This window comes from Leeuwenhoekiella obamensis, from assembly GCF_055391795.1.
In genome coordinates this window covers 3,448,146-3,461,863 of sequence record NZ_AP029251.1, presented here as the reverse complement: position 1 = coordinate 3,461,863, position 13,718 = coordinate 3,448,146, and the positions used below count along the sequence as shown (strand labels likewise).

Sequence of the window (13,718 nt, the reverse complement as noted above, 5' to 3'; positions counted from 1 at the left end):
TTACCTGTTTTTCAACCTTTTGAATACATCAATATTTTCCTCAATTCTTTCTTCAAGCGCTTTACTTTTCTCTCCTAAAAACCTTTCAAAATCTGATTGGGATATAGTGCTGATGTAGTTTTTTAGATTTTCATGAAAAACTTTTCTAAATCCATAATCTCTACTAGCCATTTTAATTCTGGCATCTTCAATTAATGGTTTAAATAATGGATGGGTCGAAAACTCATTTAGTAATTCGTCCATCTCATGTTTTTTCAATTTTCTTCCTAAAGAGTCCGACCTCTTTTTCATTTCGTGTGCCAAACCATTCTCAAAAGAAGCAATCAATTTTAGGACTTCAGAGTACATTGTATCCCTTGCATTCTCCCTCTCATTTAAGTTCAAGATTTTTTTATATTCGGTAGCATTCTCTTTGAATATACATTCATAGATTTTACTTGTATAAACTGGATATTTGAAATTTCCGAGATCTAGATAGAGGTTCAGTGCGTTGGTAAATTCTTTTCTATAATGAGGCTCTTTTAAAATTGTGTTCAAAAAATCTTCATCTCTTTGATTGATATATTTTGTAGATCCTCCGGCCTTTTCATTTAAACTATCAATTACAATATCTAGAATTTTACTTCTTAAGGCTTTGGCAATTTCACTTTCAACCAATAACATTCCTAGATTCAAAAATGACCTGAAATTGAAAACTCCTAAGTGAGCAGTATTACTTGATAAATTTAAAATATGTCCAAATTCCTTTTTGAACTCTTTTAAATTCTTCCCTTTTAATACTATATAACCATTATGCTTAAGTTCTTTTTCATTATTTTCAAGGTATCGCTCAATTGTGGCAATATCAATTTGATAAAATTCAGAAATTTGTTGCTTCGTATATTTATATTCCTTTTGAAAAAGCATTCCAGGTACTCCTAAATAGCTTCTAAGATTTTCAAGAACAGTTATATTATTTAATACGTTCTGCCTATCTATATTTGAAGAGGTTAAATCTTTCAATCTTCCAAATTTTGTTAATAACTTTTCGTTAACCAACCCGCACAGATGCGGGTTGGTTGTTTATAACTCCGATTTTTTGTTGATAAACGCATTGTTTATCAGATATTTACTTACAAAGGTAATATAGTTTTGTATGAAATTGATAGTTATAAGCTTCTTTTAAGCATACATAGCAGTTACGATTATCGCCAGTTGCGGAAGTTGGGAAGCGGAGATGTTGGCTTACTTGTTTTATTTCTTGGTTTCTAAAATTACACTTTTCGATTATACCCGTTATTTGCGATGAGCCGTTGTTAGGTGTAGTTTTTTACGGTATCATAGCTATATCGGTCAATATGCAATTTAGCGGGATAATAATCCCTTTCCATAATTGGAATTTTTAAGTCCTTAAAAACGAATGCAACATAGTCATCGTAAGTTCCATCCAATTCGTAGTTTTTGAAGAAGGATTTTAATGCTACTTTCAGATTAGTATGCTTTAGAAGCTCAAAAAATGCTTCTCTGAAAACGACATCCTTGTTTTGCCACATATTATTTATAAAGAATACAATTACTCCTGGATTTTCTGTAAAATCAGGCTTCTCATCTAATAATCTACCAAAAAAGACTCTCCAGAAATAATCTTTATAATATTTAAAATATTTATTGAATTCCTGAAAGTAATAATTTGGATCCGAGGATAAACAAACCATTATTGCCGTTTCATTTGGTAGCTTATTTAATATTTCAATATCTGGAATTTTTGGAAGAGCAGATAAATATTTTGCTGTCAAAAATTCTTGAAGCGATTTATGTGAAAATTGATATGAATTAAATCCAGTTTGAATGAATACCCCAGTATGTTTTTCTAATTCGTTAACAACCTTTTTCGCTTGTGAGGCCGGTAAATTGTGGGATCTATGAATTTTCCGATAACATTTTCTTATATCTTCTCCATTAAAAATGTTTTTATTTAAATGAAAGGATAGCCAGTAAGATAAATGAGCTAAAAACTCTTTTTTCTTCTCAATATAAAATTCAGCATAATTGGAAGGTCTTACAACTCTTCTTTGTTCATCCCAAGCTTCTAATAATAGCGTTAATACAAAATCATAGATGTATCTAGGTTTGGGAGGAATCGTTTGTTTACGCTCATAAATAGCACATAAATGCGATAATGTTAGTGGTCGCATTGTTGTATCATAGTATGGTGAAGATTGAATTTTTTTAAATAAATCTTCTGATTTTTTCTTATTGTTAATCCACTTACTAATTAACAATTTGATTTGTTTATCACTAAGCGAACAGATTTCATAAACATCTGTATTAACTAAATTTGATTGGAAATCATTACTTCTAGAGGTTAAAATGAATTTTGAGTTGGTGAGTTCTAATGATAGAGAATTAAAGTCTTTTTCAATTTTACCTTTTAGATTATTACTTGGTATTTCATCAAAACCATCTGCTATAAGTAATACATTACAGTCATTAAAAAAATTGATTACTGCATTTTTTAAAATGTAATAATATTCACTTTCGAAATCATCAAAATACTTTCGAGGAAGAGTAGTATTGATCCCTAATATGTCAACTAGAATTTTAAATAACCCAAACTGTTCATAAACTCCATTTTCATAATTCAATTCTCTAAACCTTATTACCAGCGGTATATAAGTTGAATCATCTTGTTTCCGGATGTTTTTAAATAATCTTTTTATTAGAGTAGTTTTTCCCGCACCAGCTCCACCATAAATTATTTTATTTTTTTTAAAATTCTTTAATAGATTTTTACTGTTAGTTGTTCGAGTTATATCATCACTATCAAATCTATCTTTTAATGGCGATAAATGTAAATCAATATCAACGAAAACTTTATTAAGTTCTCTTGATGCAATTGCCATTGAGAAATTCACTTCATTTGACCAGGTCAATGCAGCTTGAAAATTACTTTTTAAATGACTAAGTACTTTAGCTTCTGAAACTTCTAAGTCATAATTTTCTTTGAAATATTCATAATCTTCTTTTTTCAGTCTTTTCTTAGCTTGTTTATTTAATTTGGATAGTTGATTTTCAAAAAGACTTGATACACTATTAATTCCTTTATTGATCAAATTATCAATTAAAGCTTGTGTGAAAAGAGATTCTAATTCGTTCATTAACGGGATTTCAATAAAAAATTACACCTAACCGCAGTCTGTCTCAAAACCACCTGTTTATTCTTTAAAAGTAGTAGAAGTATCTTCAAATTCCAATAAATAGCAAACTCGACCACATCTAAGAAGTAGTGAGCATTCTAGGCAGTAAAACACATACTCACTAACAATCAAGAGTCTAATACACGCATCAAATATCCCACCCCAAAACAGACTAAAACCCATAGAAGGCCGACCGACTCATAAACGGTTCAGTCAACAAGGCATTCATGCTAGGTCGCACCGACCACAAGAACGTTAGTTATTAGATAGTTATTTTGATTTAATAAATTTATCGAGTTCTCCATTAACAAATGTATTTGGTTTCCATCCGTCAATAAGTTTGTCTAATAAGAAGGCATCTCCTGCGCTTATTGCTGTACTTATTGCTGTACCAATGCCTCCAGCACCTAGTAGGTCAATTGTCAATCCTAATCCTGTAAAAACTGTCCACCTTAAAGATTTCCCAGGTAGCTTGTCAACCCAAGTTTCACTTGTAACAGCTTTATTATATTCTTTCAATAAGTTCTCATCGTTTTCAATATTACCCAACCATTCTTTAAATCTGTCTGCTTTGTCAAGTACTTCCATATATTCTTTTAACGAACGTTCACCAGAGTTTAAGACTTCTCTAATTTTTTTACCTTCATGTAAGTATATGTCTGAAAAATTATCAATCTGTTCTTGATTATCGGTAGTTTTGTTAATAATATTATTAACTTTTTCATGTAATAAAGTCGTAATTATTGGGCTAGTAACAAGGTCGGTTTTCATTTTACTTGCTAAAGTAGAATCAACTCTCGTGTTCATAATATTTATTAAAACAGATTCATCATTTATAGTTTTATCTCTACTGACTTGCTCATTTATTTTATTGAAGTTTACATTGGTTCTTATTAAGAGTCCTTCGTCATAATTATCTACTACTGCTTGAATTGTCTCTGGTTCAACTATAATATCAGGATGAAAATTTTTTATACTGTAAGAAATTGCTCTTTTCAAGTAAACTTCGTCTTTAAGGTCTTGTTTTACAAAATCCAAAGCTTCTTCAGTATGAAGTAATAATTCTGAATTATTAAGTATTTTTTTTGTTAGTCTTTTGCTGTAACCTGGCCTTTGGGTTGTTTCATAAATTACTCTTTCTAATCGTTCTTGAAGAATGACGTTTTCACTTCTAACGAGAACAGGTTTATACCAAAGCACATTATCATCTCCAACAGCTTTCCGCATACTAGCAAATAAGTTGTCTTCAATTTGTACATGGATTTTGCCAGTAATCATTAATTCAAGAAAAGTGTCTGTTTCATCATGGACAAGTAAAAACTTGAAAAACGAAACGTTACAAATCAAATTTACCTTTTGATAGAACAATAAGGATTCTGCTATTTGACCTAAATCAAATAGAAGATTTTGACTTTGCTTAATTGTAATTTCGTTGAACATGTAATTATCTACAACGGCAGTCTGTCTCAAAACCACCTGTTTATTCTTTAAAAGTAGTAGAAGTACCTTCAAATTCCAATAAATAGCAAACTCGACCACATCTAAGAAGTAGTGAGCATTCTAGGCAGTAAAACACATACTCACTAACAATCAAGAGTCTAATACACGCATCAAATATCCCACCCAAAGCAGACTAAAACACATAGAAAGCTGACCCACTCATAAACGGTTCAGTCAACACGGAGTTCATGCTGGGTCGTACCGACCACACGAACGCTAGTTATTGTACACCGTTTTTATTTGTTTCTTAATATCTGATCAACATATTTTCTGTGATTGTCAAATCCATTATTTTCGGGATTTTCCAAGTCAACCATTTCATCAATTCCAGAGTCGTAAATCTGCCAGTTATGTTTTTTAGCAAGTTCAATTAGAGCGAAAATTCCATTTTCGCCGTACAGTGAAAGCATAAAATTGCTTGAATTTTCATTATCCGCAAAAAAGTCAATCGTAAAATTAGTTCCGATTATTTCTCTGTGATTATCGTCTTTTTTTATTCGGTCAAATGAGCCTTCTAAAATCCCAGTAAAGTCAGTCGATTCGAGTTGGTTTTCGTCAAGTTCCGCAACTGATTCTATTTTCTGTCTTGAATTAAAAAGTACAATATCCCAACTCATTCTTAATTACTATATGAATTTAATTTTTTGTCTAACTGTTTAATTTTAGTTGCTTGCTCAGTTGTCAAATTAGTTTCTGTTTCAGATACTACATAAGTCAAGTGTTCAAATGCACAACCAAATTCATTTTGTTCTAAAAACTCTGAAATAATTTCTTCACAGTTCATAATTCCAGTACTTTCTATTTCTGTAGATGAGATTCGACCTTTCCATTTGTCATTTAAAATGTTCTTAGTTAAATCTCCAATTTCATTTTTTAAAGTATTTCCGAATATTGATTTAAGTTTCATCGTTTCTGTCAAATGGTGCCCAACGGCAGTCTGTCTCAAAACCACCTGTTTATTCTTTAAAAGTAGTTAAAGTACCTTCGATTTCCAATAAAAGCGAATATTGGATTGTTTTTGTTTTAAAACTGTAGTTTAACTTCACATTCCTTTTAAAAGCCTTAATGAGCACTAAAACGTACGCTATAACACAATCAAGAGCTGTGAAGATCCCAAGATTAAACAGCCTTTTAAGGTTGTAAGCCAAAACCATCAGTCCTAAGTCTGCCGATGCTGCTTGCAGTCCTCTTTTGGTCAGTATATGGTCAAAGCCCCACTGCCTCTTAATCGTACCGTATGGATGTTCTACCAGAGCCTGACGTTTTTGTAAAGATCACCACTTTGTGCAATGCGCCTAGCGTTGTCTTGAATGTTTTGGGTGTACTGGCTACGCTGAATGACCTTGCCATTGACTTTTGAAGTGGTACAGCTCTTGCGTACCGGACAGGTTTTACAGGCTTTGGTTTTGTATTGTTTAAAGGTGTAATTACGTGCTTTGTATTGGGTTTGATTGGAAGTCAGCAAATGACTTGTGGCGGTTTCGAAGCACTTTCCTGTCCACCGAAAATAAAGCTGGCTACAGAGCGAAAACCTTGCTAACACCCATACACCCGCCATAAACTATATGCGTTATTGCCACCAGTGCTATTTTAATTTTCTTGTCATTCTGTAAATTATATAAACAATCCCAAGTACGTTTATTACATGCCATGAATTCAGTCCAATATAAGTGATTTTTTCTGTGATTGTCATGCTCGCTAAACTCCAATATTCTCCTTCACCTTCGGTGTAGAAGTCGTCATAGTTCATGAGTAATAGTCCAAGTAGTATATAAACTGTCAAGTGGATAATCACTATTCCAATTACAAGCATAATATGTTTCCGTGAAATGGTCATTCTATTTTTTGAAGTTTTATCTTGTCATCTTCGGCATTGTCGATTTCTATTGTTTTTGACTCGTATCCTTCTTTGCTAACAATAATGGTCATTGGAGGACAACCAAAAAGTCCACCTGAAATACTCCTTATTTCAAAATTTCCCTTCTCGTCTGTGTCCGCCTTGTAATTCTTCTTATTTTTTTTCTGGACATGTGCATCCTGAATTGGTTGGTCAGTCTGTGCGTCTATGACTGTTCCTGTTAAATGTTGTATGCAGTCACACGATGTCAAAGTCGTCAGTGTCGCAAGTGTCAGTATTATTGTTAGTGTTCTCATTTTCTGCATTGGTGGCAACGGGTTTGTATATGGTTTGTTGCGTGTTTTAAGCACCTAATTTAGCAAATACAAACCCAATAGAAAATCCGCGAGGATTTTCGTAAGTAAGCTAGAACTAGCAATAAATTATATACAGTGTTAGCAAATCGGTTTTTTATGTTTTAATCATATTTATCATTCCATAAGAATAACTTCCTTTTGGTAATCTGTCTCTAAAATCTTTAAAATATTTCCACAAGTTAAATTCGTTGTTGATTGACTTTAATATGTTCCGGACGTTTTTTATTTCAGACATTTCTGGGTCTTGATATCTTTCGTTTTCAGGTTCCCAATATGAGTAAATTCTTTTTTCCTTTTCAGTTCCAATTTCAAAAACATAAGTTTTACCATCAAACCCTTGAGGATAATTTTCAATTTCAGAACAGTCTTTTAATGTTTCTATGTTTTCTTTTTGTAATGAGGTCATTAATTCTTTTACTGTTCCGTTTGGGATTTTTATTTTTTGGTAAATCGTTTCTGCTTTATTCTTCCTTTTATGTTTAGTGACAAAATTTGTAAGTGTTCCGTTATAAGTTGAGTCAGTTATTTTAATCAGTTCCACAACCTGATAATCTGTCCAAATTCGGTAAGCTTTTTCAAAATTCAGACTGTCATAATGCTTTAATCCAATTTCAATTCGGTCAGACTCGATATAAGGATTCCAAAAGGATTCTTTTTCGGTTTGTCCAAATGCAAAAGTCGAAATCAGACTAAAAATTAATATGTGGATTTGTTTTTCCAACTGTTTGCTAACTTGTTATATCCGCATAAATATAACAGATATCCTACAATACAGTCGGATATCCGCAGTTTTTATTCAAGATATAAATCTACAATTCAACAGCTTACAAGTTTTACAGAATCCCATAAAAACCTTAAAAATCAACGTGTATATCTATTTCAAGACTAAAAATTAGCATAGTATAGCCATAACAGGATTTATTTATTAATCTGTATAGCTATTTTAGGACGAGCCAATCCTATAGGTTCACCCGTGGATACTCCCTAGATAGTGTATGGATAAAGTATGGATAGTGTATGAGGAGTGTATGAAAGCATCACACTGGAAGTAATACTTAGAAAGTACTTAAAATCAAAAATTTAATCCTTTATAGGCTTATCCGGCCAAAAGTCTTTTGGAGAGCATTGGAGTACTTGTGCAATAGCATGAAGATGATTGATATTATATTTTGCTCTTCTGGTATTAGATTCGACGTGAGAAATAAAGCTATCACTCATTCCTAGTTTTTGGGATAGGGCAATTTGAGATAGGTTTGCCTCCTTCCTTCTTTCTTTAACCCTTTCAATAATATAAGCCTCTATTTTACTTATCACTGTTCCTTCTTACGAAGTACAAGAAGTAAAATAATAAGTCACCTAACAAAGGTACATGTACCATTATTAAATGATTTTTACTATATTTGATGAATTGCTAAGGAATTATAAGCAATTCTAATTGTCGGGTTGCCATTTACCTATTGAAGCATAACGGCTGCTATGTACACATTTCAATTAATACGGGTTAATTTATGTGCTCAAAAATCAAATCACATTTTAAGGCTTTCAAACAAGGTTGTCCACAGGCATTTAATGCCATTTACAGGCACTACCACCGCCGCATCTATTGGATGGGCAGGAGCCTTATTCGGGATGTCTTTGTGGTAGAGAGTTTAGTACAAGACACTTTTATGACCCTTTGGGAAAAACGCGAGCAAATAGAGTCTCCTACACATCTGGTTAATTTCCTATATACCGTCATTACAAACGAGTCTAATTGGTACTATGCACGTCCTAAAAATCAGTTTCAACGCAACTTGTTTGCTCTAGACACTATACCTAACTATCAGGATTATATGTTAGGCAATGATCCTCATACTATCGATCATCATTTAGTAGATCAGGAAAAAAGACAGCAAGAGTATGAACAGATACTATCTGTATTACCGCTATTAGCCGCCCAGCGCAAACGCCTTATAGAACTATGTATACAATATGGTTTTAAGTATGCAACTATTGCTGATCAAATGGGCATCAGCATCACTGAGGCACGTATCACCATGAACAAAACTATTGAAGAGATTAAGAATATCCTTCATCAAGGAGTTATGAATACATCAGATGACACCCCACAAGCAATTAGCACCTCATCTGAGATGACCCCGCAGGAGGAGCAGGTCTTAGACTTACGCTGTAAGCAGCAATATTCCTTTGCCCAGATAGCCACAGAGCTTAACCTATCTCAAAAAGAAGTTCACCGTGCCTTTACTACCGCCTATAAGTTCTTACAAAGCAACGATCAACATTTACAATCCGCGTAAGCATGAAAACAAAAACACTTAGTCTTACCCGTAAGATCCAGCTTAAGATAGACCTGCCCGATTATGAGGAGCGCAAAGCCGCGTTGGCTAAACTCTACGACTGGCAATACTGTTGCTTTAAAGCTTCTAACATCATTGTAAGCCATCAGTATATACAGGAAATGATCCAGGATTTCTTTTACCTCACTGAGGACATAAAATACAAGATCGCTGATGTCAAGAAGCATGAAAATGGTATCCTAAACCGTTCCCGCATCAATAGTACATATAGGGTGGTCTCTAATCGTTTTAAAGGTAGAATTCCCACAGACATCTTAGACAGTCTCAATAAAAACTTAGAGAGTTCATTTCATAAAAACAGGTCAAAGTATTGGAGCGGTGAGCGCTCCCTTAAAAACTTCAAGCGCAATAATGGCTTTCCTTTTGCTCCCCGGTGCATGTGGAGTTTCCGATATGATGAATCCCGTAAGGCCTTTTGCTTTCGCTTATTCCAGATTCCCTTTTGTACCTATCTGGGAAGAGACTTCTCAGATAAGCGCAGTCTCTTACATCGGGTTCTAAAAGGAGAGACACGCTTACGCACCTCAGAGATCAAGCTACAAGATGGCAAGATCTTTTGGCTGGCTGTCTTTGATGTTCAGCAGGAGCAACACTTCTTAAAACCCAATGTGATTGCAGAAGCCTCACTCTCTTTAGAATGTCTCATAAAAGCTAAAATAGGCAGTAAACGCATCAACATTGGCACTAAAGAAGAGTTCTTATACCGCAGACTAGCCATTCAGGCGGCTCGTAAGCGGGCTTTGGATGCATCCAAATACACTAAGGGAGGTCATGGCAAGTCACGCAAGTTAAAAGCAGTAGATAATTTTCGGGATAAAGAAAAAAAATATGTAACCCAGCGTCTGCATGTGTACAGCAAAATGCTAATTGATTTCTGTGTCAAGCATCATGCAGGGACTCTTATTCTCATAGATCAGGAAGCAAAGATCGAAGCTGCTAAGCAACAAAACTTTGTCCTTAGAAACTGGAACTATTATGAACTAATGACTAAGATAGAATACAAGGCTAAAAAGGCAGGTATAGAACTCATTGTTGATTAAAAAGTTTATTGAGGGTGCTTGTACACCCATAAGGTGAGATCACAGATACTCACTAAATGCATAAAAGCATATACAACGGCGTGAGCTAATCGTATTTAATGCAATGAAACGTTAAGTAGGTAAGTTGCAAACTAATAGAAAAGCACTTTGCATCTATAAAATAAGACCATTGCAAAACAACTAATTCATCATACCAATTAGATGCAAAGTTTGGCGCAAGGCAGTATCATTTACTTATTTCATCTTGAGCATTTTCCTTTTGCTGTCGAAAAGAAAAAGTATGTAGATCAGGGTGGTTAAGGTATCCCTAATTTCACTTACTTCCTCCAGCGCCATCGCATTACCTTTTGATGCATTCTATCTCCAAGCTTTAAAATTAAAGAGGAGTTATAAAAGCATAGCGGTTATGCACTCCGGTTAATTTTAAAACTTGTTTTTTAGCAGCAAGAGGTAAGGGGATGAGGATTTTAAGAAAATACTGAAACCCTGATCGGTCAATTTAAGTTAGGTCCCAGCGGACTTGAGTCAAAAACGTACACGAATTTATCATTCATTCATATACTTAATAAGTTTTTGGCTTGTGGCCAAGACATTGTATAATGAACCTCTTTTACTGCAATAAAGCTTTCGCGAAATGGAAGTAAAAGTGGTGAATGGTCAACCAGAGTTAGGGCTGTAAAGTAATTTTACTATTTCCGTTTCAGGCAAGCCATTTTGTATAACTTATTGAAAATTGTCGCAAAAATCAGCCTATTTATAGAGTCTAATAGGGCATTTGTCGCAAACTGCAGAAAATGACTGAACCCCCGATCAACACAATCAATTGAAAGAAAATGAGTTATACACCCGTAACACCGCGCAGCGTGTTACCCTCTTGCTTCTCATTTTCCTTCGCTACGCTGCTGAAAAAGCGAACGTAATCCTCCCGATTGCTATCGGGATCAGGGATTGGGTTTAAGACCTTTTTCTGTGAACCGCATTTCATGTAATGAAGCTTTTCGCAATGAAGGGAGTTGGGGTGAAGAAAACAAATAGTTCAAAATATCATTTAAGAAATAACTATTTATATAATTTTATAGCTCCTAGAACAAAATTATTTTCTGGACCCTCCAAGGCCGTGAATTTAACAAATCTTACTGGTTCTGGAAGCATTATGCTATAGCTCTGCGGGTCGTTTATCAACCTGTTAAAATCAAATTCTCCTGCATCTACCCAGGTAATACCATCTATACTTACCTCAAATCTAAATTTATCTGGCGCCCTATTATCACCACCTCCATCAAAAGTAGATCTTAAAACTTCAAGAGTAGAAAAATTAACCAATCCTCCTAAATCTATTGTAACCCAATGAGGATAACTAGATCCTCCTGCTAAAGAATGCCATCTGGTATTCTGATTTCCATCAATAACGTTTTGTACAGAGTTTTCATTTCCTCCATGCTGAGATGAAAAATCAACAATAGTCCATTCTTCGTAATCCAAAATTATTTTATCTGTATTTACAACTACATTTTCAGTGTAAAATATATCTATTGCGGTTGAATCAGGTTTAAATCCAGTATTATATTTCAGCTCAGAACTATAATTTTCCAATATAGTTCTAAATTCAGTACTAGGAACAGAATCCACAACATGCTCTCCATCTTGATTTGTATAACTTACTGTGCTATATAGTAGATCAGGATTTACGGTTTCACTCCAATTAATCACAAGCTCATTATTTTTGTTAGCCTTAATAGTGCTTATAGTTCTATTAGAAATAGTGTTTCTATAATTATTACCATAAACATTTCCTTCTATTTCAAATGGAAGAGATTTATTACCAAAACCATCAATAGTTATTATTTTAAAATCATATTGCTGCTCATTCAACTCATCAATTATTTGGCTGAACACCCCCTCCTGGAAATCAATATCAACATCTAGAGAATCTAAACCATTATTCCAAAAGACACGGGCAACCTCAATATCCTCAGAAGATAGAAATAGATTTAATTGGATGCGTTCATCACCAGAGCCCACAGTAACGGTATCAACTTTTTCTGCATAAATATATTCTCCCTCATCTAAATAAGGTTGATGCAAATCATTCATTTTAGAACATCCTTGCAATCCTAAAAAAATAATCACTAAGCAGAATGTATAATATTTAAATATGGCGGATATGGGTACTAATATATTAGTTTTCCAATGTTTGAAAATTTTTCTCAACATAACTTTCATTTTTTCTTGTGTAACTTCTATTGTCTATTATCACCAAAAACATCCATTTCCATGATCTGAAAGTTATCACCTCCAGCCCAGGTTTCCTTTATTAAAAATCTTATATATCGAACTTTGGGGTTGGAAGCGTCAAAAGAAAAGTTTTCACCATTTACAGCTAAGGCCCTATCCTCATCACTTACTTGTCCAAATGGTAAGCCTGATGGCTTCGTAGATTCAAATTCTGCAAGTTTGGTCCAGCTATCCCAAGACCCACTAAGATCTAAAGTTTCTGCTCCCCAGACTTCAAACTTTTTAAGATTACCTTCAGCGAATATATAATTCTCAGATTCTACTCGTTGGTATATCTTCATTCTACTTAATTTCCCTAACACCCCTAAATCTATTGTTAAAGATTGGGGCCATATTCCCTGACCTCCTACTGAAGAATACCCGTTTGGACTGGGTGTGCCATTCCATATATTACTAGGTACCCAAGCTGCGTGATGCGGCCCATCACCAGGTAGATCAACAAATGAAAATTTATTCTTGTCATATTCTGTATCAAAAAGAGGAATTACAGTGTGTTTTGCTATTTCAGACCGATTTTCCCATCGATCCTGAACGTACACTTCAACATGCCTTGGGAGAGTATCTAATTCATAGACCGCAAACATCCCTTCCTTTGCACTGGAGTAATACGTTTCTAAAGGAACATATTCATCAAGAAGTGAATCTTTTTCCTGCAAAACTATAGATACTTCAGCTTTACTTGGATTCTCCCATGTAAGTCTTATACCTCCAAAGTCTTCTTTTACATTAATTGATTCTGCAATAGTTTGGACAGCAGGTTGTAATGGAACTATACTAATTTTTACTGGCTTTGAACTATTTCTACTTCTATCTACAGCTACTAACTCTATATCTTGACTAGAAACATCTCCAAAACCTTCAACCTCAATAGAATCAGCATATTTTGAAGATTTTGATTCAGAAATCACGCCTTCTTTTCTCGAGTAAACAGCTTTCACATACAAGAGGTCCTCATCCTTAGGAGGTGTATATTTTATTACTGCCCCTCCAGGAGTACTATATGATTCAACATTTGTCACTTCGCCAGGTGGCACAGAATCTAAAGGTTGTTGTCCTATAGGCTCTTCTTCGCAAGAAGCCAGAATAAGCCCGAAAATCAATATTTGTGTTAATCCTTTTTTCATCTCATTCATTTT

The 13,718-nt window shown here is 34.2% G+C and carries 12 protein-coding genes and 1 pseudogene; 2 read left to right on the top strand and 11 right to left on the bottom strand.

Annotated features, from left to right (window positions below; translation table 11 throughout):
• The 9 genes and pseudogenes from ACZ5L8_RS15245 to ACZ5L8_RS15205 form a co-directional block, all read right to left on the bottom strand.
• Positions 1–1,002 (bottom strand): DNA-binding protein, encoded by a 1,002-nt coding sequence (locus tag ACZ5L8_RS15245; RefSeq protein WP_464438521.1) that lies wholly within the window; start codon positions 1,000–1,002, stop codon positions 1–3.
• 293 nt (positions 1,003–1,295) lie between these two features.
• Complete coding sequence (locus ACZ5L8_RS15240; protein ID WP_464438520.1) at positions 1,296–3,137, bottom strand: NACHT domain-containing protein; 1,842 nt, start codon at positions 3,135–3,137, stop codon at positions 1,296–1,298.
• 309 nt (positions 3,138–3,446) lie between these two features.
• On the bottom strand, positions 3,447–4,646 hold the full coding sequence (locus ACZ5L8_RS15235) for a hypothetical protein (protein WP_464438519.1): 1,200 nt from the start codon (positions 4,644–4,646) through the stop codon (positions 3,447–3,449).
• 266 nt (positions 4,647–4,912) lie between these two features.
• Positions 4,913–5,293, bottom strand: a complete 381-nt coding sequence (locus ACZ5L8_RS15230; RefSeq protein WP_464438518.1) for a hypothetical protein — start codon at positions 5,291–5,293, stop codon at positions 4,913–4,915.
• Positions 5,294–5,295: 2 nt separating this feature from the next.
• Positions 5,296–5,622, bottom strand: coding sequence for a hypothetical protein (locus ACZ5L8_RS15225; RefSeq protein ID WP_464438517.1), 327 nt, complete (start codon positions 5,620–5,622; stop codon positions 5,296–5,298).
• Between the two features lie 168 nt (positions 5,623–5,790).
• A pseudogene (locus tag ACZ5L8_RS15220) lies at positions 5,791–6,144 on the bottom strand (transposase); the annotation flags it as partial.
• 365 nt (positions 6,145–6,509) lie between these two features.
• Positions 6,510–6,830 carry a carboxypeptidase-like regulatory domain-containing protein gene (locus ACZ5L8_RS15215; protein WP_464438516.1) on the bottom strand — a complete coding sequence of 107 codons (321 nt, stop codon included), beginning with the start codon at positions 6,828–6,830 and terminating at the stop codon, positions 6,510–6,512.
• 154 nt (positions 6,831–6,984) lie between these two features.
• Positions 6,985–7,611, bottom strand: a complete 627-nt coding sequence (locus tag ACZ5L8_RS15210) for a hypothetical protein (RefSeq protein ID WP_464438515.1) — start codon at positions 7,609–7,611, stop codon at positions 6,985–6,987.
• Between the two features lie 359 nt (positions 7,612–7,970).
• A complete protein-coding gene (locus tag ACZ5L8_RS15205) occupies positions 7,971–8,204 on the bottom strand; it encodes a helix-turn-helix domain-containing protein (protein ID WP_464438514.1) in 234 nt (77 codons plus the stop codon).
• A 194-nt stretch (positions 8,205–8,398) separates the two neighbouring features.
• Here ACZ5L8_RS15205 and ACZ5L8_RS15200 point away from each other — a divergent pair, with 194 nt between their 5' ends.
• Positions 8,399–9,187: an RNA polymerase sigma factor gene (locus ACZ5L8_RS15200; protein ID WP_464438513.1), complete on the top strand. Its 789-nt coding sequence runs from the start codon at positions 8,399–8,401 to the stop codon at positions 9,185–9,187.
• Positions 9,188–9,189: 2 nt separating this feature from the next.
• Positions 9,190–10,287, top strand: a complete 1,098-nt coding sequence (locus tag ACZ5L8_RS15195) for a nuclease/transposase family protein (protein WP_464438512.1) — start codon at positions 9,190–9,192, stop codon at positions 10,285–10,287.
• A 1,059-nt stretch (positions 10,288–11,346) separates the two neighbouring features.
• On the opposite strand, the gene ACZ5L8_RS15190 is transcribed toward ACZ5L8_RS15195, so the two are convergent.
• Positions 11,347–12,501, bottom strand: a complete 1,155-nt coding sequence (locus ACZ5L8_RS15190) for a DUF4998 domain-containing protein (protein WP_464438511.1) — start codon at positions 12,499–12,501, stop codon at positions 11,347–11,349.
• A 26-nt stretch (positions 12,502–12,527) separates the two neighbouring features.
• Positions 12,528–13,706, bottom strand: a complete 1,179-nt coding sequence (locus ACZ5L8_RS15185; protein WP_464438510.1) for a DUF5000 domain-containing lipoprotein — start codon at positions 13,704–13,706, stop codon at positions 12,528–12,530.
• Positions 13,707–13,718: the final 12 nt, after the last annotated feature.

Bases quoted from the DNA above. Each gene is read 5' to 3' on its own strand.
- ACZ5L8_RS15200 (WP_464438513.1), top strand. From the start codon at position 8,399: ATGTGCTCAAAAATCAAATCACATTTTAAGGCTTTCAAACAAGGTTGT.
- ACZ5L8_RS15190 (WP_464438511.1), bottom strand. From the start codon at position 12,501: ATGTTGAGAAAAATTTTCAAACATTGGAAAACTAATATATTAGTACCC.
- ACZ5L8_RS15230 (WP_464438518.1), bottom strand. From the start codon at position 5,293: ATGAGTTGGGATATTGTACTTTTTAATTCAAGACAGAAAATAGAATCA.
- ACZ5L8_RS15195 (WP_464438512.1), top strand. From the start codon at position 9,190: ATGAAAACAAAAACACTTAGTCTTACCCGTAAGATCCAGCTTAAGATA.
- ACZ5L8_RS15185 (WP_464438510.1), bottom strand. From the start codon at position 13,706: ATGAAAAAAGGATTAACACAAATATTGATTTTCGGGCTTATTCTGGCT.
- ACZ5L8_RS15215 (WP_464438516.1), bottom strand. From the start codon at position 6,830: ATGAGAACACTAACAATAATACTGACACTTGCGACACTGACGACTTTG.
- ACZ5L8_RS15240 (WP_464438520.1), bottom strand. From the start codon at position 3,137: ATGAACGAATTAGAATCTCTTTTCACACAAGCTTTAATTGATAATTTG.